18 protein-coding genes are annotated in these 19,895 nt (G+C 42.5%); 12 read left to right on the top strand and 6 right to left on the bottom strand.

Annotation, left to right across the window (positions count from 1 at the left end):
- Positions 1-279 precede the first annotated feature (279 nt).
- The 3 genes from D469_RS0101380 to allB all read left to right on the top strand — a co-directional run bounded on the left by D469_RS0101380 (position 280) and on the right by allB (position 3,215).
- Positions 280-930, top strand: a complete 651-nt coding sequence (locus D469_RS0101380; RefSeq protein ID WP_018921564.1) for a pyroglutamyl-peptidase I — start codon at positions 280-282, stop codon at positions 928-930.
- A gap of 408 nt (positions 931-1,338) precedes the next feature.
- Positions 1,339-1,638: an IDEAL domain-containing protein gene (locus D469_RS19390; RefSeq protein WP_018921563.1), complete on the top strand. Its 300-nt coding sequence runs from the start codon at positions 1,339-1,341 to the stop codon at positions 1,636-1,638.
- Positions 1,639-1,799: 161 nt separating this feature from the next.
- Complete coding sequence (gene allB, locus D469_RS0101370) at positions 1,800-3,215, top strand: allantoinase AllB (RefSeq protein WP_018921562.1); 1,416 nt, start codon at positions 1,800-1,802, stop codon at positions 3,213-3,215.
- 129 nt (positions 3,216-3,344) lie between these two features.
- On the opposite strand, the gene D469_RS0101365 is transcribed toward allB, so the two are convergent.
- From D469_RS0101365 to D469_RS19385, 4 genes are read right to left on the bottom strand one after another with little or no spacing between them, the layout of a single operon-like run.
- Positions 3,345-3,671 carry a YtxH domain-containing protein gene (locus tag D469_RS0101365; protein WP_018921561.1) on the bottom strand — a complete coding sequence of 109 codons (327 nt, stop codon included), beginning with the start codon at positions 3,669-3,671 and terminating at the stop codon, positions 3,345-3,347.
- A complete protein-coding gene (locus D469_RS0101360) occupies positions 3,671-4,117 on the bottom strand; it encodes a DUF948 domain-containing protein (protein ID WP_018921560.1) in 447 nt (148 codons plus the stop codon). The genes D469_RS0101365 and D469_RS0101360 overlap by 1 nt, the downstream gene beginning before the upstream one ends.
- A 28-nt stretch (positions 4,118-4,145) precedes the next feature.
- Positions 4,146-4,511 carry a DUF5665 domain-containing protein gene (locus D469_RS0101355; RefSeq protein ID WP_018921559.1) on the bottom strand — a complete coding sequence of 122 codons (366 nt, stop codon included), beginning with the start codon at positions 4,509-4,511 and terminating at the stop codon, positions 4,146-4,148.
- Between the two features lie 55 nt (positions 4,512-4,566).
- The gene (locus tag D469_RS19385) at positions 4,567-4,854 is read right to left on the bottom strand and encodes a 4a-hydroxytetrahydrobiopterin dehydratase (protein ID WP_018921558.1); all 288 of its coding nucleotides are present in this window, start codon (positions 4,852-4,854) and stop codon (positions 4,567-4,569) included.
- Between the two features lie 297 nt (positions 4,855-5,151).
- Here D469_RS19385 and accC point away from each other — a divergent pair, with 297 nt between their 5' ends.
- The 9 genes from accC to D469_RS0101305 all read left to right on the top strand — a co-directional run bounded on the left by accC (position 5,152) and on the right by D469_RS0101305 (position 17,227).
- Entirely contained in the window at positions 5,152-6,510 is a 1,359-nt protein-coding gene (gene accC, locus D469_RS0101345) for an acetyl-CoA carboxylase biotin carboxylase subunit (RefSeq protein WP_018921557.1), read from the top strand.
- A gap of 25 nt (positions 6,511-6,535) precedes the next feature.
- Complete coding sequence (locus D469_RS0101340; RefSeq protein ID WP_018921556.1) at positions 6,536-7,168, top strand: TetR/AcrR family transcriptional regulator; 633 nt, start codon at positions 6,536-6,538, stop codon at positions 7,166-7,168.
- Positions 7,169-7,252: 84 nt separating this feature from the next.
- Entirely contained in the window at positions 7,253-7,759 is a 507-nt protein-coding gene (gene accB / locus D469_RS0101335; RefSeq protein WP_018921555.1) for an acetyl-CoA carboxylase biotin carboxyl carrier protein, read from the top strand.
- 489 nt (positions 7,760-8,248) lie between these two features.
- Entirely contained in the window at positions 8,249-9,811 is a 1,563-nt protein-coding gene (locus tag D469_RS0101330) for an acyl-CoA carboxylase subunit beta (protein ID WP_018921554.1), read from the top strand.
- A 37-nt stretch (positions 9,812-9,848) separates the two neighbouring features.
- The gene (locus D469_RS0101325; protein WP_018921553.1) at positions 9,849-11,942 is read left to right on the top strand and encodes a methylmalonyl-CoA mutase family protein; all 2,094 of its coding nucleotides are present in this window, start codon (positions 9,849-9,851) and stop codon (positions 11,940-11,942) included.
- Positions 11,929-14,082 carry a methylmalonyl-CoA mutase gene (scpA, locus tag D469_RS0101320; protein WP_018921552.1) on the top strand — a complete coding sequence of 718 codons (2,154 nt, stop codon included), beginning with the start codon at positions 11,929-11,931 and terminating at the stop codon, positions 14,080-14,082. Before D469_RS0101325 ends, scpA begins: the two co-directional genes overlap by 14 nt.
- Positions 14,083-14,224: 142 nt before the next feature.
- A complete protein-coding gene (gene meaB, locus D469_RS0101315) occupies positions 14,225-15,256 on the top strand; it encodes a methylmalonyl Co-A mutase-associated GTPase MeaB (protein ID WP_018921551.1) in 1,032 nt (343 codons plus the stop codon).
- Between the two features lie 349 nt (positions 15,257-15,605).
- Positions 15,606-16,202 carry an NAD(P)H-dependent oxidoreductase gene (locus D469_RS19375; RefSeq protein ID WP_018921549.1) on the top strand — a complete coding sequence of 199 codons (597 nt, stop codon included), beginning with the start codon at positions 15,606-15,608 and terminating at the stop codon, positions 16,200-16,202.
- A 134-nt stretch (positions 16,203-16,336) separates the two neighbouring features.
- A complete protein-coding gene (locus D469_RS0101305) occupies positions 16,337-17,227 on the top strand; it encodes a fumarylacetoacetate hydrolase family protein (protein ID WP_018921548.1) in 891 nt (296 codons plus the stop codon).
- A gap of 69 nt (positions 17,228-17,296) precedes the next feature.
- Here the strand turns inward: D469_RS0101305 and D469_RS0101300 are convergent, their stop codons facing one another.
- Both D469_RS0101300 and D469_RS0101295 read right to left on the bottom strand, forming a co-directional pair.
- Positions 17,297-18,076 carry a hypothetical protein gene (locus tag D469_RS0101300; RefSeq protein ID WP_018921547.1) on the bottom strand — a complete coding sequence of 260 codons (780 nt, stop codon included), beginning with the start codon at positions 18,074-18,076 and terminating at the stop codon, positions 17,297-17,299.
- Positions 18,077-18,517: 441 nt separating this feature from the next.
- Entirely contained in the window at positions 18,518-19,717 is a 1,200-nt protein-coding gene (locus D469_RS0101295) for a KamA family radical SAM protein (RefSeq protein ID WP_018921546.1), read from the bottom strand.
- Between the last annotated feature and the right edge of the window lie 178 nt (positions 19,718-19,895).

Here is a 19,895-nt window from a genome sequence, read left to right as displayed (position 1 = left end):
CTCTTTGAATTCACTCAGGGCTGACGCTATCACTACTGGCCTTAGCGCGAAATCAGCGTCATTTGCTTTTTTCCAGAGAAGTTATCCTTTTTCGTCTTGTTAAAGAATAGGACTGATAATTCGTCCATGCCCCCCCCCCTTTTCCGTGGGAAATCCGCTCTAAGCAACTTGCTTCTTAAAGAGAGGCGAATAAAGAACACGGCCTGGTGTCTGTGAGGTCTTCTCACGTTCAAAAGCAACAATCAACCAATCATAATAATAGAAAAGTTGGTGAAAGAAATGAAAATCATTTGTACTAGTTTTGAACCCTTTGGCAATTTCACTTATAATCCAACAACTGATCTCGTTCCTATGGCAATGGAAGCCTTTCAAGAATCTGATGTTGAAATCATTCATGTACCGCTCCCCGTTATTTTTGATAAGTGTGCTGATCAGCTAAAGCAAGCGATTCAAAAGGAAAAGCCTGAGGCGGTTATTTCCACAGGACTTGCCTGGGGAAGAAATGGTATCCATGTGGAACGGGTGGGGATCAATATTCAAGATACCGGGGACAGTGAAGGAGGACGCACTGATAATACGGGAAGGGTGGTTACCAATCAAGCCATTGTAGAGAATGGTCCGGATGGTCTTTTCTCCACGCTTCCTATTCATGAAATGGTTGAAAATTTAAGACAAGAAGCTGTGCCAGCTTATATTTCCAACACGGCAGGTACATATATTTGTAACAATACATTATACCGTTTAGTTTACGATGTGAAAGAAATGGGATTGAATATCCCGGTTGGATTTATTCATTTCCCTGCCATTCCTGAGATGGTTAAAGGAGAGGATAGTGTACCTGTTTTAGCATTGGCTGAACAATCCCGTGCCCTTGAAGTAATCATTCAAACCATGTATTCACATAGGAGCCAGGATAAAATGGGCGGATGAATATTTTTATGATCTAGACTTTTTCTATGTATGATCAGCTTGAGCTGACATACAATAAACAAAAGGATTTAAGGTTAAGTTAGGTGTTGAAGTTCTTATTCTAAATTGCACAAATATTTATGGTGCTTTGCTGCTTATTGATATATAATAAGAGTAAGAACTTCATCATTCAATCGCAGCAAGTGATTATAGCCTGAAAGATCATTAAATGTAGGGAAGGGAAGAGGGAGTAGCGTTTGATTTGTCTGAATTTTAAGTTTTTGTTTATAGGGATACGTGTTTAACTAAATCGTGTACAGGGTAATTATTCAAGTAACACAGATTTTATACTGAATGCACTGATTCTTTATGAATAATTTGGAGAAATCTAAACGCACTTCGGTTTGAATTTAAAAGGGGGGTACGACCATGAATAATCCAACATATGAAAAGCATTTGTTAAAAAAGTTGAAATCCGTTCAACAAGGTCAGCGTCCACCCAGACAGGTTCTGCAGTCATTGTATGCTCGCATGATGATGGAATACAGCAGTTATGAAAACAACAAAGCGCGGCTTGAGGCGCTCATTAATAGTGCATTAGACAACCGAGATGAAGAAAAGTTTTACAAGTATACTACAATATACAATGATTGGTTGAGAAATTTTGAAAACGGCAAGATCATTTCAGAACAAGGGTATGATTTGGAACTAACGTTTATGGATGAGTAGAGACTAGCAGGCGAAAGCACCGGGAGAAAAACCGGTGCTTTTCATTATGTTAGAAAAAACGTATGATAAATCAGAGAGTAGATTTTCATTTCAATGATACGGATTGTATTGCATCTGAAGAATTACATACTTAAACCACAGGAGCAAAGGAGCACTCAAGTATGCACTATGATCTTGCCTTACTAAATGGAACTATAGTTACTGGAGCGGAAGAATTTCAAGCAGATGTGTATATTAAGGAAGGACGTATAAGCTTAATATCTTCAGAGCTCATAAGCGAAGAAGCCGTAAAAACGATAGATGTTACCGGGCTTCATATTTTACCAGGCTTACTTGATACTCATGTACATTCCAGGGACCCTGGACCGACATATAAAGAAGACTTTTACCATTCGACGCGGGCGGCAGCGGCGGGAGGGATCACAACGCTTTTTGAAATGCCTAATACCACCCCACCCGTCAGTGACGCAACTAGTTTTATGAGTCAACATAAACATTTGGGTGAGCAGGCTTTGATTGATTATGGGCTTTGGGGGATTTGTATTGGTCCTTTAAATAATCATCATGTAAAGGATATGCATCAACTTGGAGTAATAGGATTTAAATTTTTCTGGGGGTACGCCGTTCATCAAGAAACTTTCCAATTAATGTATAACTATAAAGAAGGCGAGAAAAATGTTATACCCCCGTTTTCCGATGGTGCCGTCTATGAAATGATGGAGCAGGTTCAGAAAACAAATCAGATTTTTGCTGTGCACGCAGAAAACAACGAGTTAATCCAGACATTAACTGCACGCGTAGAAGCAACAGAAGGGCGTTCTTATGAAGACTTGCTCAGAGCCCGACCGCCCCTTGCTGAAGTGTTGACTGTAGAAACTGGCATACGCCTAGCGCGAGCCACTGGCGTAAGGCTGCATATTTTGCATGTCAGCAGCGGTGAAAGTGTTAAGCTCATCCGTGCTGCCCAACAAGAAGGGCTTCCAATTACGGTTGAAACGTGTCCGCATTATTTATTTTTGTCGGCAGATGATTATGAAGCAATTGGACCTAAAATGAAAATTTATCCACCGGTGAAATATCGAGAGGACCAGGAAGAAATTTGGAAAGGAATTGCGGATGGAACAATCGCAGCGGTATGTTCAGACCATGCTCCTCATACACCTGAAGAAAAAGATGGTTCTTTATTTGAAATCCCGGCAGGCATGTGTGGAGTGGAGACACTTGCTCCCCTGATGTTAGATGCGGTCAACCGTGGGAAATTGACGTTAAATCGACTTGTTCAACTTTTAGCAGAAGGACCGGCTCGCCTATATGGGATAGATGATAAAAAAGGGACGCTTGCAATCGGTTCAGATGCCGACTTTACCATTGTTGACATGGAAGAAAAGTATACGATTAGAGAGGAAGAACTGCACAGTAAAAGTAAAGTTAGTGCATATGATGGCTGGGAATTGCAAGGTAAGCCTGTGTATACGATTGTACGTGGCGAGGTTGTCATGGAGCGTGGCACAGTATCTTCAAAGCCGCAAGGAAGCATTGTAAAGCCTGTTGAAGCAAGAAAGAGTGCATCCAGTTAGGTTTACAAATGTTAAATAGAAGGGATTCCGGAAAAATAACAGTATAGAAAAGGAGCTGCGCTCATCATAAGGCGAGGACCATCATCGGTATGGTCCCTAAGCTGGTTGATAGCGCAGCTCTTTTAATGTTTATTCCTTTGCTTTAGGAGTTTGCAGAGGTGTGGAAGAATTAACGGTAGATTGTACAGCCGTAATTCGGGCACGATGTTTAATCGTAGAAGTCAACGAGTGAAGAGTATCATATTCTTTTTGGCCGCGTTCCACATACTGCTGCTGTTTTGAGGCTTTCCAGGCTTTTGCCTCCTGAGGGACATTCCTAACCTGTTGCACAGTTTCTTTCCCTTTTTGACGAAGCGTTTCCCCCTTCACAGGAGCCACTAACAATGTAATTGCGGAAGTTAACACTCCCCCTGCGAGGAAACCGAGGCTTGTGAAAAAGAAGGAATGGTTTTTCATTATTCCATCTCTCCATTTTTATATGCTTTAAGCGTTTTACGTTTTTGAAAGAGAAAATACATCAAAGCAAGAAAACCGTAGACCCCGCCTAGTTCTTTTTGCCATGTTTCTTCGGTAGCTGCTTCTGTGTTTTTCTTAAAAGATGACGTTACATCAACCAGGGAAGAGGAGAGTTTCCTGGATGCTTCGCCGGCATCTTCTGCAATATAAAATACTGGATTTAAGGTTTGCATTTTTTCATTAACGTCGATAATGGTTTCATTTGTATTATGCAATACATCGCCTGTTTCTTTTGTAATTTGGTTAAGCTGGTCTGGCAATTGACCTACTGTCTTTTCCACTCCTGTTAATACATCAGCTAATTTTGCAAGTGTACGGGCAAGAAAAATAACAAGAACGAGAAATGCAAGAGCAGCAATCAAAACACCTATCCCTAATAAATCCATGTGTCATCGCCTCCGTAGATTCATATTATTATGATTTGCCATGTATAGTGTCGTGTGTTGCAGCTGTTTCTCGATGCTGGTCTACTTCATCGAGAATATTTGCATTGAAATCTCCAACAAGTGGCATGTCCACCAACTGCGCTACAATGAAAAAGAAGAGAGCCAGGAAGATAGCAGTTCCTAAGGTTAAGCCGACCCCTCTGGCTGCGCCTGCTATTATATTTACTTTAATCACTTCTCTTTTATTTGTAAAATGATACGCTAAATCTTTTAACCGTGCTCTAGTGGTGGCATCCTCAAGTTTATCAATAAGTGCTGCTAAGCGTTCTTCTTCAGACTCGTTTCTTTTTATCTCAGGCAGGCGTCTGGTACGATTTTCAGCAGGTATTTCCAACTTCCTTTCTTACGTAGTATACATGTGTGATTTATTGCCCAAACACTACACGCAATTACAGGTTTTGATAAATATCCTGGATGGCATAAGCTGCATCGATATCTTTTTGCGTTATTTTTCCTTGATCGAACGTTTTCAGCTTAGTAGTAATTGCTGTGTGATCAATTACAATCTGAGGATGGTGTTGTACTTCCTCAGCGTATTCGGCAAGACGTTGTACAAACTGAATGCCTTCTAAAAAGGCGGAAAATGTAAAGGTAGCTGCCAGCATTTCTTCTTCTGTGCGTTCCCAGCCTTCTAATTTTTCAACATGTTCATTAATTTGTTGTGAAGATAAACTCATAAGTCATTACCCTTCCTTTCTAAAAAACATTTCACAAATTTTTTAATGTAAAGTCGTTGTTCCTGCATCGAGCACATGAGTGGGTTTAAGAAAAATACATTGTTGTTCCTTTCCCATTTGTTAAAGCAAACAAACAAATTCTAACCTTTACTGGCGGAAAACAAAAAATGAAAACGCTTCCTTTTGCTTTGTAACTCGTATTGACATGCTTTAGAATCAGACGTAAAATAACATAAGAACAAACTGACCAGTCGGTCTCGCTTCAGTTGTTAATGTAGAGAGGATGTGTAACTGTAGATGTTTACGAAAGTATTGATTGCCAATCGTGGTGAAATTGCTGTTCGAGTTATTCGAGCTTGTAAAGAGCTTGGCATCGAAACGGTAGCAATTTATTCAGAAGCCGATGCTGAAGCATTGCATGTCATATTAGCGGACGAAGCATATTGTGTTGGTCCTGCTGCAGCCACAGATAGTTACTTAAACAAAACGAATATCATTTCAACCGCCTTAAAAACAGGTGCAGAAGCTATTCATCCAGGCTATGGATTTATGGCTGAAAACGCTGAGTTTGCTGAAATGTGCGCGGACCATGATATTACTTTTATTGGGCCCTCACCTGAGGCCATTAACCGGATGGGAGCAAAAGCTGTAGCCAGAGATACGATGCAAGCAGCAGGTGTTCCAATTGTACCTGGAACTGATGGTGTAATCGAAGATGAGAAAGAAGCTTTGCGCATCGCAGAGGAAATTGGCTATCCAGTTATTGTAAAAGCCACTGCCGGGGGCGGCGGAAAAGGGATGCGCGTCGCCCAAAGTGCTGATGAATTAGAACGTTCCATTTCTATGGCCAGGCAGGAGGCAGCCACTTCTTTTGGCAACCCGGGTGTCTACATGGAAAAGTTTGTGGAAGAGCCCCGCCATGTTGAAATCCAAGTATTAGCGGACTCCCATGGTAATGTCGTTCATTTTGGAGAACGGGATTGTTCGATTCAAAGACGACATCAAAAGCTGGTCGAAGAAGCACCGTCTCCAGCTCTTGATGAAACGATAAGAGCGCAGATGGGTGAAGCCACTGTCAAAGCAGCCAAAGCCGTCCACTATTGTGGAGCGGGTACGGTTGAATTTTTACTCGACAAACATAAGAATTTTTATTTCATGGAAATGAACACGCGTATTCAAGTAGAACATCCTGTAACAGAAGAAGTTACCGGGATAGACCTTATTAAAGAACAGATTAGGGCAGCCGCAGGCGAAACGTTATCTATCACCCAGGAAGAAGTGAAGATTGAAGGTTGGGCCATTGAGTGCCGCATTAACGCTGAAAAACCAGACAAAGACTTCATGCCATCTCCCGGTAAGATTGATATGTATTTACCACCAGGCGGTCTTGGCGTGCGAGTTGACAGTGCATGCTACACCGGCTACTCGATACCCCCATTTTATGATTCCATGGTAGCAAAATTAATTGTTCGAGCAAAGACGCGCGATGAAGCAATTGACCGCATGAAGCGGGCGTTGGGAGAATTTGTTGTCGAAGGTGTCGACACAACGATCCCATTCCACCTTAAATTAATGGAGCATGAAAAATTTAAAAGTGGTGATTTTGATACCAAGTTTTTGGAAAAGCATGAAGTGAACGTTACTCCTTCAACGTAAAGTTGCACAGGAAGCAGGTGTAGATATGGGACGAAAATCTACAAAAACAAAAATTACTGATGCTGCGTTAACCCTGTTTGAAGAGAAGGGGTACCATGCAGTAACAGTAGATCAAATCGTACAGGAAAGCAGCACATCTAAAGGTGGCTTTTACCACCATTTTAAATCTAAAGATGAGTTGCTTTACACGATTCATGACACGTTTATTACATACGTGCTTGATCAGGCTCTTACTGCAAGGGAAAATTATGTCACCCCCGCTGAACAGTTATATGAAACGGTGCGGTCGTTTGTTTTAATGTTTGATAAGTTCCGTTCACATGTCACTGTATTTTATCAAGAAAGCTTATATTTGGCACCGGAATATTTTGAAGAGATTAAAAAAAAGCGGGATGAATACAAGGAACTAATGTTTGCGACAGTGCAAGCAGGAAAAAAACAACATGAATTTAGGCAGGAGCTTCCGGCTCCTATTATGTCAATGGCTATATTTGGCATGATTAACTGGACGTATAAATGGTATCGCACTGATGGGGTATATAACATATATGAAATTGCAGATATGTTCTCTGATATGATTATGCATGCGGTGTTAACTGAAACTGCACGAGAGAAGAAAGAATACCAACGTTTTTTTATGAACTATCAGATTCTTTGACGTTAAAACGAAGCTAAGGAGCCAGCTCCTCTTTCATTAGGATTTATTAAAGCGAGTAATAAAATATAAAAGGGTGTGTAATAGATGTTTAAAATGAATGAAATTAAAGAGTTGATTCGAGCAGTAGACCGTTCAGGTATTGGAGAATTAGAAATAAAAGGTGAAAACCGTGAAAAGTTAACGATCCGCAAGGAAAGTGCTGTTGGAGGGGGACGAGTAACTGAACCTGTTGCAGAACAATCCGTGCCGTCCCCACCTCCTGCTGTCGTAAAAGAAGACGTGGTTTCTAAAGAGCAAGAAGTTCCAACAGAAACGACAAAACCTGAAGAAAGTACAGACAATGCAAATCTTCACAAGATTACTTCACCAATGGTAGGTACCTTTTATCGTTCTCCTAGCCCCGATGCGGAAGCCTACGTAAAAGAAGGAGATCGGATTACCTCTGACTCTGTTGTATGTATTGTGGAAGCGATGAAGTTAATGAATGAACTTGAAGCGGAAGTAACCGGGGAGATTGTTGAAATATTAGTGGATAATGGTGAATTGGTTGAGTATGGCCAGCCTCTCTTTACGGTGAAAACCCAGGATTAATTCATAGAGGGTGTCTCAAAAGATTAGTTTAGGCCATGAAAGTGTCCAATCAACTAGATTACGCGAAGCTCCTATTGCTAAAGCGACGGGGCTGCTGAGAAACTGCTTTTCGTTTCAGAAGCGCTTTATCTTTTTACTATAACCTGTAAAAAGAGGGTGATAGTACTTAAGCAAGTTCGCTTTCCGGAGGGAGTGTCACTTTCTCCGGTCTCATCAACTTCTTCTCACTATAAAGAGAATTGTATGAAGATGAATGTTATACGGTAAATTGACTTTTTCAGCAGCTTCATAAAGCGACAGCGTGGGCGGGTGGTGGAACCGCGTCCGAGGAAAGTAAGTATACTTCAGGTGCTTTTGCTGATAACTGATGGATGGGCCACCCTCTTAAAACTATAAGCTCTTCTTCGAAAGATTCTCTAAGGATTAATAATGAGGGAGAGCTTTACGCCAATAGTTTTGCGAATTTTTAAAGAAAGGCGGCGAGCCAGCATGGAAAACGACGGCATGTTTTCTAAAATTGAAGAAATGGAAGAAAAACGTGAGGAAGTTAAGCTAGGAGGCGGAGAAAAAAGAATCGATGCCCAGCATAACCGTGGTAAAAAAACAGCGAGAGAACGCATTGAATTACTTCTTGATGAAGGGACGTTTGTGGAATTAAATCCATTTATTGAGAATCGTGGCATGGACTTTGGAGCTTCCAAAGCTCCTGGGGAAGGAGTTGTTACCGGTTACGGTAAAGTAGAGGGAAAGCTCGTTTTTCTATTTTCTCAGGATTTCACGGTATATGGGGGCGCATTAGGAGAAATGCACGCCTTAAAAATTGCAAAAACAATGGATCTTGCTGCCGAAAATGGAGCTCCGATCATCGGTTTAAATGACTCAGGCGGTGCTCGTATTCAAGAAGGCGTTCTCTCTTTAGATGGGTATGGAGATATTTTTTACCGTAACTCCATTTATTCTGGCGTAATACCGCAGATCTCAGTGATTCTCGGACCATGCGCGGGAGGGGCTGTTTATTCGCCGGCCATTACGGATTTCGTGTTTATGGTAGAAGAGACGAGTCAAATGTTTATTACTGGACCGAAAGTAATTGAGAGTGTCACTGGAGCCAAAATCAATACGGAAGACTTGGGCGGTGCTAAAGTCCATTCCTCTAAAAGCGGGAATGCTCATTTTACCGGGAGCAGTGAAGAGGAAGTATTGGAAAATGTACGCAAGCTGTTAAGCTTTTTGCCATCTAATCATAAAGAAAAACCACCTCGATTCGAAAATAACCAAACCGAGAGTGTAAAGCAAGGCCGTTTGGATCAGCTGCTCGATCTGGTACCGGTTGATAGTGCCAAAGTATATGATGTGCGAAGAGTAATTAAAGAGCTTATGGATGAACATCATTTTCTAGAAGTCCAACCTGACTTTGCAAAAAATATTGTAATTGGTTTTGGAAGAATAGACGGGGCTACTGTAGGGGTCGTTGCCAATAACCCTAAAATGATGGCTGGTGGACTTGATATTGATTCTTCTGACAAATGCTCTCGCTTTATCCGTTTTTGTGATTGCTTTAATATTCCTATAATAACGCTCGAAGATGTAAGCGGTTTTATACCGGGGATACAGCAGGAGCATGGCGGAATTATCAGGCATGGCGCTAAAATTTTGTATGCGTATTCAGAAGCAAGTGTGCCTAAGATTACTGTCATTTTACGTAAAGCCTATGGCGGAGCTTATGTGGCGTTAAATAGTAAAGCAATTGGAGCAGATCTCGTCTTTGCCTGGCCAAATGCTGAAATTGCGGTAATGGGACCTGAAGGAGCAGCTAATATTATTTTTGCTAAGGAAATTCAAGAAAGCAGTGATCCTGAAGTAACACGCCAAGAAAAAATTCAGGAATATCGCGAGCGTTATGCAAATCCTTATATTGCAGCCGGTAATGGAATTGTTGATGACGTCATTGACCCTAGAGATACGAAATATTCTATAGCGAGCGGACTGGAAATGCTTCGTAACAAATCAACACACAAACCGGACAAAAAGCACGGAAACATCCCGCTTTAAAGAAGGGAGGAAGACGGGGGTTCCTGTCGTATTATCTATGGCTAATGACCAAAAAGAAAAGGTGTTACAAGAAATTTGTTCATTTCCCGTGCCTAGTGATGACAAGTGGTACGAAGCGGTGGAACGTTCTATAAAAGGAAAACCGTTTGAAACACTTACGACGCCAACAAGAGAAGAGATTACTCTTCAGCCGCTCTACCGCAGGGGATCAGCTTCATTAGATTTTGCCCCACCAGGAAGAGCACCGTACCGAAGAGGGGCAGAAAACAATCAATGGGAGATTACGCAGACGATTCGTGAAAGTACTCCAGCTCGTTTTTATAACGAAGCAAATGAAGATATGCAAAATGGGCAAACGTGGCTCGGTGTTAAGCTTCATCCTGCGACGAAGCGGGGCGAAATACCACAACTTTCTTCGTCCAGGAGTGAAGGTCTTCCACTTTCTGACCTTGAGGATGTAAAAGTGGCTTTTGGGACGGCCACTGATCTCCCTCTTTTTCAGTACCCGCTCTACGTGGAAACAGGAGCTAATCCGCTACCTCTGTACTTATTATTTAAAGCCGCCAATGAAACAACTGCACCGTTTAAGGGAGTTATCGCTGGGGACCCCTTAGGAGAAGCCGCAATTCATGGCAAGCTTCCGTGTTCCGTAAATGAAGCCATTCAAGGGGCTGTGGCCGTTTTTAAAGATACAAATGGAGGGGTTCGTTCGTTGCTTGTAAGTGCTGAACCTTATCATACAGCCGGCAGTTCTGCCGTAGAAGAGGTCAGCTATGCTTTAGCAACAGGTGTGTATTATGTAAAAGAATTAAGAAAGAAAAATCTATCTTTCAGTGAAATTAAGAATCTACTTGCCTTTGTATTTCCGCTTGGCCAGCAACAATTTATGGAGATTGCAAAGATTAGAGCGTTCCGTGAACTCTGGGCCAATATTATGGAAGCGTTCGGCGCAGACGATCAAGAACAGCAGACATTTATTCATGGGGTCACCTCGATGTGGTCAAAGACGAAGGTTGAACCTTATGTAAATATATTAAGAACAGCAGCAGAAAGTTTTACAGGCGCAGTAGCATGTGTAAATAGCATGGATGTTGTCCCATTTGATGTGCTATTGCAAAAGCCAACCTCTTTTTCCCGGAGAGTGGCCCGCAACACCCAGTTGATCATGAAGGAAGAAGCATACTTGGCGCATGTAAGTGACCCAGCGGGTGGCTCTCATTACATTGAAACGTTAACGAATCAACTAGCCGAAAAAGCTTGGCTATCCTTTCAAGAGATTGAAAAACAAGGAGGGATGCTGGAAGTTTTGGAAAATGGAGCTATTCAAACGCATTTATTAGATATGTTAGTATCACGAAAAACAGCGATTCAGCAGCGAAAAGAAGTGTTTGTCGGCGTTAACAACTATTTTAATCCAGACGACCGGACCCCACCTGCGCCAAGCGACGACAGCGAAGAGCGCAAAGCCTATGATCAAGAAAAAGAAATGGGACGCTCTTACGAACAGTTAAACGATGTACCAACGATTGCTCTAGAAAACTTGCAAGCTGCTGTTCAGCAGATACGCACGTCTCAAGCTCCGTTGCCGGCTTTATTTGCAGGCTGCCATCGAGAAGAGAAGGTCCAATGGGAAGAAGTCCTTACAACAAGCCGAGGAAGTGAAGCGTTTGAACAGTTGCAGAAACGTGTCCAGGACTCTCAGTGTACAGAAGCGGAGGGCAGAGGAAAAACGAGCGTGTTTTTATTGAATATAGGTCCAATTCCTCATCATAAACCGAGAGCTGATTTTGCCCGTTCTGTGTTTCAAGCAGGTTCATTTGCGGTTGAATCAACAGCTGGATTTTCTTCGATTGAAGAGGCGGTGGCAGCGGTAAAAAAAACGAATGCCGAAGTGATAGTCATTTGCGGACGAGATAAAGCGTATGCAGACTGGATGGAGAAGTTGTTGCCGCAGCTATCTAAAAGCACACCTGAAAAAATGAAAGTCCTTGCAGGAAAACCTGAAGCTGAGAGCTTGCGTTATTGGCAAACCCTCGGTTTAGAAGATATTATATATCAACATATGAATGTCTGGGAAAAGCTTCATCACATATTGGACAGGAAAGGGGTGGAGCCACTTGAAAAATCCTGATTTCACGTCAATTTCGTATGAGCAATTACGCAGAAAAGAGAGTTCTTCCCGCTCTTTCAATTCAGCAGACCACGTGCTGGAGACGCCTGAACTCATTTCGATATCTTCTTTTTACAAAAATGAAGACATCGAAGACTTGCCGCATGTGGATTATGTTTCCGGCTTGCCCCCTTTTCTAAGAGGTCCTTACCCGGCTATGTACAAACAGCGCCCCTGGACAGTTCGTCAATACGCAGGTTATTCTACCGCCGAAGAATCGAATGCGTTTTATCGCAGAAATTTAGCTGCTGGACAAAAAGGGCTGTCTATCGCTTTTGATCTTGCTACTCACCGTGGTTATGACTCTGACCATCCTAGAGTGGAAGGGGATGTAGGTAAAGCTGGAGTGGCCGTAGATTCAATTTTGGATATGAAAGTATTATTTGACGGTATTCCACTTGATGAGATGTCTGTTTCGATGACGATGAATGGGGCAGTGCTGCCGGTTATGGCGTTTTATATCGTTGCTGCAGAAGAACAAGGAGTTTCAAAAGAACAATTAACCGGCACCATTCAAAATGATATTTTAAAAGAGTATATGGTGCGAAATACGTACATTTATCCACCGAATATGTCTATGCGGATTATTGCTGATATCTTTGAATACACTTCCACCTATATGCCGAAGTTTAACAGTATTTCAATTTCCGGGTACCATATGCAGGAAGCAGGAGCGACGGCCGACCTTGAACTTGGCTATACACTCGCAGACGGCTTGGAATATGTACGTACCGGTCTGAGTGCTGGAATTGATATTGACGCTTTTGCTCCTCGATTATCATTTTTCTGGGCAATAGGGAAGAATTACTTCATGGAAGTCGCCAAACTTCGAGCAGCGAGATTACTGTGGGCTCGACTTATGCAACCATTTGAACCCAAAAACGAAAAATCTCTTATGCTGCGCACGCATTCACAGACTTCAGGTTGGAGCTTAACTGAACAAGACCCTTACAATAATGTTGTTCGGACGTCACTTGAAGCAATGGCAGCTACAATGGGGCATACTCAATCTCTTCATACGAATGCTCTTGATGAAGCAATTGCTCTACCAACGGATTTTTCAGCGGCCATCGCCCGGAATACGCAATTGCAGTTACAAGAAGAAACGGGGATTACCAATGTAGCAGATCCGTGGGGCGGCTCCTATTACGTGGAATCATTAACTGCTGAGTTGGCAGCTAAAGCCTGGGAACACATCCTTGAAATCGATGACTTAGGGGGTATGTCAAAAGCCATTGAAACCGGGCTGCCAAAAATGAGAATTGAGGAAGCGGCGGCACGCCGGCAAGCTCATATAGATTCAGGACAGGAAACGATCGTCGGCGTAAACAAATTTCAGCCTGCTGAGAAAGACCCGCTTGATATTCGTGATATCGATAATACGAAAGTTAGAAATGCTCAACTTGAACGATTAGAAAAACTACGTGCAAACCGTGATGAACCGAGAGTTAAAGAAGCACTTGCGAAACTCACGAAAGCCGCTTCATCTCAGGAAGGAAATTTATTGGAGTACGCTGTGGATGCAGCTCGGAAACGTGCTTCATTAGGGGAGATTTCTGATGCATTGGAAAAAGTAAGCGGGCGTCATCAAGCTGTAACCCAGGCAATTAGCGGAGTTTATCAAGCAGAATATGGTGAACAAGAACAAATGGCGGAAGTGCGCCGGCTGTCTGATGAATTTTTTGCAGAAGAAGGGCGAAGACCGCGCATTATGGTGGCAAAGATGGGCCAAGATGGCCATGACAGAGGAGCAAAAGTGATTGCTACTGCGTTTGCGGACTTAGGATTTGATGTGGATATTGGCCCCTTATTCCAGACTCCGGAAGAAGCTGCTTTGCAGGCTGTAGAAAATGATGTGCATATCCTTGGCATCAGCTCTCTTGCGGCTGGGCATAAAACCTTACTTCCAAAAGTAGTAGCAGAGCTTAAGAAACTAGGGCGGGAGGACATTCTAGTCATTATCGGAGGAGTTATTCCAGCGCAGGATTATGAAGAGCTAAGACATAATGGGGCAGACGCTATATTTGGACCAGGGACAGTTATACCAGCCGCTGCCAAACAAATCTTATTACAACTACAAGAAATGGTTGAACCGCAATAGGTGTTACGTATAGGAATAGGGAGAAGGGCAGAAAAGAAATCAGAGTATGCGCAATTGTCTCCACTCCGAAACTAGCTAGTTACAGAATGGGAGGAGGGCGTTTTACTAGCATATCGGGGGTGGGAAAAAGGGAGGTTTGGCCATGGCTGAAAATCAACCGCATTCTAATCGAAAACGACGAAGGAGAACAAAGCTTCCCGCAGAATATATAGATGGAATACTTGCTGCCGACCGAACTATACTTGCTCAAGCAATAACACTAGTGGAAAGCCAATCTACAAAGCATTTTGCTTCCTCTCAAGAGATATTACAGAACATCATGCCTTATACAGGACAATCGATTCGCATTGGCTTTACAGGCGTTCCGGGAGCAGGTAAAAGTACATTGATCGAAGCTTTAGGTATTTTGCTCTGTGAAAAAGGCTATAATGTGGCGGTGCTAGCTGTAGACCCTTCTTCTACAGTTAGTAAAGGAAGCATTTTAGGCGATAAAACAAGAATGGAGAAACTGTCAAAGCATCCATCTGCGTTCGTGCGGCCTTCCCCTTCTAGCGGCACCCTCGGAGGAGTAGCTAGAAAAAGCAGGGAAACGCTGTTACTCTGTGAAGCGGCTGGCTTTGATGTAATCATTGTTGAAACTGTTGGGGTCGGGCAGAGCGAGACGGTGGTTCGTTCAATGGTTGATTGTTTTATTGTCCTTCTGCTTACGGGGGCTGGTGATGAGTTGCAAGGGATGAAAAAAGGCGTTATGGAAATTGCAGATGCCCTTTATATTAATAAGGCGGATGGTCCGAATTATGAAGAAGCTTTAAAAGCTCGAGCTGAATATAACCGCTTGCTTCATTTTCTTCAACCTGCGACTAAGGACTGGACAACAAGCGCTCAGATCGTCTCTGCCCTAACTGGGACTGGCATTGACGAGATGTGGGACCTGATTCGTAAATTTGAAACGACCGTAAAAGCCAATGGAGTTTGGGAGGAACGTAGGCAGAGGCAAATGGTGGAATGGATGGAATCATTAATTGAGGAATCCTTGCTCCAACACTTTTTTGGAAATGAAGAGATTCGTTCCAAATTCCCGGTGAAAAAAAATGAAGTAACAGAAGGCCAACTTCCGCCGGCACAAGCTGCGCAACAACTTTTAGACTTATACTTTAAAATGTTTCATTCGTAATTTAATGACTTCCACCCTACAAAAGGCCAATTAAAGGAAAGAGTTCATCCTGGACCGTTGCGGCAGAGCCTTTAACCGTAAGCTTTGCTTTGCCAAGTTTTTTAGTGAGGGAGCACAAAGTTTGAGAATATAAGCGCAGCAATGAACAGTGAGTTTGAATATCCAGTATTTTTGCCAGGTTTAACTCTACATAAGTAACGGGTATTAAGATCCAGGTTTTAATATGCCCACGGCTATTTGCCCTGACGTCCATCTGTCCAGCCTTTATCTGTTTCAACAGGAACTGTTATAAGGCGCAAAGGCAAGGAAGAGCTAAAACAAGAGCTGGTAAAGGAGAAACGTTGAACCTATGGACCGACATTTATTAATTTTTATGCACCCTAAACAAGACAGCTTTAATGGAGCCATATTAAATAAAGTAAAAGAGACGTTGTTAGAAGCAGACAAGCAAGTGTATACAAGGAATGTAACTGAGTTGTCTCTTAATCCATCTCTTACGATTCAAGAATATGAAGACACACTTCAAGGGATCTACAAAGAAGAAATAAAAGAAGAGTTTTCGTATTGGGAATGGGCAGACCACATCACCTTTATTTTTCCGGTGTGGTGGGGAAGCTTCCCTGCGCTTGCTAAAGGCTACCTTGACAGAGTTATTGCTTATGGATTGGCGTATGAATTAGAAAATGAAGAACCGATTGGAAAGCTTGAGGGAAAAACAGGGCATGCAATTTTCACAACCGGGGCTCCCGTCGACAAGTTTCAAGCTGAAGGATTAACAGATAGTATAAATATGATTTTACAAAAGGCTATCTTTGAATTTTGTGGGATGAAGCATGAATTATCACTTCAATTGGGCTATGTGGTGGAAGCCTCAACCCAAGAACGCACGAAGATGCTGAACCAAGTAAAAGCAGAAGTGACAAAAAAGCTACTGTCCTCCTGCTAATCATAAATGTAAAGGGATAGGAGTCAAGGTGAGGAAGACGTTGTTTCATTATTAAAAGAGGCTAACTGCAATATTTATTAATGATACAATTGGTATGAATAGATTCGATTCGTGTTATGAAAGGATGGGAGTTTATGAAGATTGTAAGCTTTTCAACGCCAGAGAGGGAAACGTTTGGATTGTACCTCGAAGAAACGGGTGACTATGTAGATGCATCTGCCTACATACACAAAGCTTCCAATATATCGGATGTACCAGAAACGGTAATAGATCTTATTAGCATGATGATGGATACCCCTGCTTTGTTGGAAGAAGTAAAGACAGCACATTCTTCCTTTCGTTACCCAGCTGACCAAGTGAATGTGCTTGCCCCGATCCCCCGGACAAGGAAAAATATTTTCTGCATAGGGAAGAATTATGCTGACCATGCAATAGAAATGGGAAGCGCAAGCGATATTCCACAAGCTCCCATGGTTTTCTCTAAAGCCCCAACAGCAATCATCGGCCCAGACGAGAAAATTGAGCCGCACGAAAAAGCCACTGAACAGCTTGATTATGAAGGTGAAATTGCCGTAGTTATCGGAAAAAAAGGACGCGGCATCACGAAAGAAGAAGCTGGCCAATACATCTTTGGTTATACGTTGTTCAATGATGTAACGGCGAGAGACTTACAAAAAAAGCACAGCCAGTTCTTATTGGGGAAAAGCTTAGATACGTTTGCACCGTTAGGACCATGGATTGTCCCTAAGGAATTCATGCCAGAGGAACCACTAACGTTAACCACGTTTGTTAACGGAGAAGAGCGGCAGCAAGGCTCCACCGATCAACTGATTTTTGATGTACCAACGCTCATTGAAACGATTTCTCAAGCCATTACTCTAGAGCCGGGAGATATTATTGCGACTGGCACTCCAGCCGGAGTAGGCAAAGCAATGGACCCTCCGCAGTTTCTGCAACCTGGTGACAAGATAACAATTGAGGTAGAGGGAATTGGCAGGCTGGAAAATATCGTGGCAGACAGCTAAAGGAAAAAGAGCACCACCTCTCCGCAGGGGGAGGTAGTGCTCTTTCTTTGTTTATACGTTCTATTCGAGTCATCCCTGGGGGGAAAAGGAAAAAGTGTGAGACCAGTTGATCTCTCGCGTTTGTCTGCGCTCAAGGTGGAGGGTAAAAGATTCCGGTAAATCTACCGCAAATTCATATTCTCCGTTTAGAACTTGTCCGTCATTGTCGAACTCTGTCGTTGAATGGCTTGGATATATCACTTCTTCTCCAAAAGAAATCCACAGGCCTGCGTCTTGTAAGGAATGCAAGTCAAATGCTTCTAGGGAAAAGGATGAACCAGTTTGTTCAAAGTCACTGATCATTACATCATCATGGGTGATGGGAAGTTCTTCGTCTGTTATATCTTCAAATGTAACTTGATGGTTTGTAGTCTCCGGGCGAGGTTGAAAAGAGATAGGGAGCTTAATAAGCTCAGCCTCACGGTTAATAAATGATTCATAGAACAGAGTGATGTTTAGTTCATTCGACTGTTCTCCTTCTTCAATAGAAGCGTCATCAACAGAAGATGGGTAGGAGTGGCCCTGGTCATCAGCAGCATCTTCTTGAGGAGCTAAACGAACATCTTCAGGTCTCAATTCTCTGCGCTCATCCTGGGTAAAAACGGTGAAATGAGCTGAAAAGCCATTTGTCCCCTCAATGCTCTTTTCTTCCCAGCCTTCAAAAACGATCTGGTAAAAAGGATTTTCATAGAACGTCTCGCTTTGTTGCTCCTGCTCTCCTTCCTCCTCATTCTTAACTTCTTCATCGGTACTATTTGCACAGCCATGTAACAGGAGGAGGGTTGGCAGAATCATTGTGATGTGCTTCATAAGTTTCGCATCTCTCCAAATTATTTCTATGCAAAGTGTAACATGAGTTACAACAAAATAGAAAAAGCTCTCCTGATTGATTTTAGCTGATCATGTACCTTTAACTGCGTAGAATTATGTACAAATATTAAGCTACTTACATGAAAAGTCTACAGTTTAATGTCCCCTGACTGTTTGTGCAGCTACAGTTTGATTATTCTTGTAATGCTCGCCCCTAAGCTTTACAATTCATCTATTTGGTGGATGGTTTTATAAGAACGGCGCAGGGAGACCTGCTATATTAAAGCCTCCCGATCCGAAAAATGGAGCGGGAGGCTTTACAAACGGTTTGAAAGAGCAGCTTCTTAGGTGAACACTGCTTAATTCTTGTATTTGTACAATTAGTTTAATAGGTTATGGTGGCATCGTGCAGGAGTGGCCCCAATAACAGGCACCAATCTGTTATTTTGAGGAGCTCGCCGGCATTTTTCGGTCACGGGGCTTTTTCTTTTGCGGCATATCCGGCATCTCATTTACTGAGACAACGTTTTCAGTCTTTTTCTTAGGCGGGTCCCAGTGTTCTTCGTTTCCTGGAAGGTCATCAAACCAGCCTGCTTCATCGGGACAATCAAGTACCATAAATTTGCCGTACTTACCGTCACGCGATTGGTGGTACTTCAAATACGCTTTGCCGTCTTCAATCGCCAATATTTCAATTTTGCCAGATGTATGGCTCATAGACAGTCGTACTCGCTTACCGAGACCGCTCGTTTTTGCTTTAGCTTCTTCCACAGCTTCATAAGCTTCTTTTAAGCTGAGAACAAAATCATTGTTACCGGCTACTGGACGGTTGATAAAGAAATAGTAAGGTGTTACCCCGGCCCAGGAAAGTTTATCAAGTAATTCAGCCAGGACATCCGGGTCAGAATTAATTCCCTTTAAGACTGGTGTCTGGTTGACAACTGTTACGTTGGCATCGTGAAGCGCCTGGAAGCCGCGCTTTGCTTCAGCAGTAATTTCTCGGGGGTGATTCACATGAGCCATTACATAAATGCGGTTATCGACCGTGGAATACTCCCGGAACAAGTCCAATAGCTCCTCATCTTCGTAAATTCGCATAGGATTAAAGACTGGAAGCTTAGAACCGATGCGAATAATTTTCACATGTGGAATACTTCGCAATTCTTCAATAATATAACGTAATTTCTTAGTGGCTAGAATAAGCGGGTCGCCCCCTGTAAGCAGGACGTTATTGATCTCAGGATGATTGCGAATGTACTCAATACCAGGGTCGACATCTGACATGGCTTCTTTAACGTCATTTCTAAACAAACGTTTGCGGAAGCAATAACGGCAGTAGGCGCCGCAAACTTCAGAGCAAATAAGTAAGGCGGTAGTTTCATATTTATGTTGGCACCCTGGTACGACATAGTTTGTATCTTCATCTGAAGCGTCCCACCTGCCGTATTCAGAAAGTTCTCCTTCATTTGGAATGACCAAATTTTTGATGGGGTCGTTCGGGTCGTTCCAATCGATAAGGCTTAAATAATATTCATTGACACGAAACACAAATTTTTCGGTAATTTGCTTTAGTTTTGCGCGTTCATCTTCTGGAATTGCTTCAATTTTGTCAATATTCATTACATACTTCGGCTGCGCCATTATATCAACCTCCTAAGAAATGAAACTGTCGTGAGTATAACAAGTAAATCAAATAGGGTCAAAAAAGAAAGAAATCATCACGTATAAATTAAAAATGAAAGATGAACTCCAAAAATTAATTGTAAGAACTGAAAAAGAAATTTGACATTCTTATGTGGGTCTTTTTGAAATATATCAT

The organism is Salsuginibacillus kocurii DSM 18087, from assembly GCF_000377705.1.
Taxonomy (GTDB): domain Bacteria; phylum Bacillota; class Bacilli; order Bacillales; family Marinococcaceae; genus Salsuginibacillus; species Salsuginibacillus kocurii.
The sequence above is the reverse complement of the archived record's forward strand: the minus strand, read 5'-3'. Positions and strand labels throughout refer to the sequence as shown.

Coding starts and splice junctions, on each gene's coding strand:
- meaB (WP_018921551.1), top strand. CDS start 14,225: ATGGCTGAAAATCAACCGCATTCTAATCGAAAACGACGAAGGAGAACA.
- D469_RS0101305 (WP_018921548.1), top strand. CDS start 16,337: ATGAAGATTGTAAGCTTTTCAACGCCAGAGAGGGAAACGTTTGGATTG.
- D469_RS0101300 (WP_018921547.1), bottom strand. CDS start 18,076: ATGAAGCACATCACAATGATTCTGCCAACCCTCCTCCTGTTACATGGC.
- D469_RS0101295 (WP_018921546.1), bottom strand. CDS start 19,717: ATGGCGCAGCCGAAGTATGTAATGAATATTGACAAAATTGAAGCAATT.
- D469_RS0101340 (WP_018921556.1), top strand. CDS start 6,536: ATGGGACGAAAATCTACAAAAACAAAAATTACTGATGCTGCGTTAACC.
- D469_RS0101380 (WP_018921564.1), top strand. CDS start 280: ATGAAAATCATTTGTACTAGTTTTGAACCCTTTGGCAATTTCACTTAT.
- D469_RS19390 (WP_018921563.1), top strand. CDS start 1,339: ATGAATAATCCAACATATGAAAAGCATTTGTTAAAAAAGTTGAAATCC.
- accC (WP_018921557.1), top strand. CDS start 5,152: ATGTTTACGAAAGTATTGATTGCCAATCGTGGTGAAATTGCTGTTCGA.
- D469_RS0101365 (WP_018921561.1), bottom strand. CDS start 3,671: ATGAAAAACCATTCCTTCTTTTTCACAAGCCTCGGTTTCCTCGCAGGG.
- allB (WP_018921562.1), top strand. CDS start 1,800: ATGCACTATGATCTTGCCTTACTAAATGGAACTATAGTTACTGGAGCG.
- D469_RS19375 (WP_018921549.1), top strand. CDS start 15,606: ATGGACCGACATTTATTAATTTTTATGCACCCTAAACAAGACAGCTTT.
- D469_RS0101360 (WP_018921560.1), bottom strand. CDS start 4,117: ATGGATTTATTAGGGATAGGTGTTTTGATTGCTGCTCTTGCATTTCTC.
- D469_RS0101325 (WP_018921553.1), top strand. CDS start 9,849: ATGGCTAATGACCAAAAAGAAAAGGTGTTACAAGAAATTTGTTCATTT.
- D469_RS19385 (WP_018921558.1), bottom strand. CDS start 4,854: ATGAGTTTATCTTCACAACAAATTAATGAACATGTTGAAAAATTAGAA.
- D469_RS0101330 (WP_018921554.1), top strand. CDS start 8,249: ATGGAAAACGACGGCATGTTTTCTAAAATTGAAGAAATGGAAGAAAAA.
- accB (WP_018921555.1), top strand. CDS start 7,253: ATGTTTAAAATGAATGAAATTAAAGAGTTGATTCGAGCAGTAGACCGT.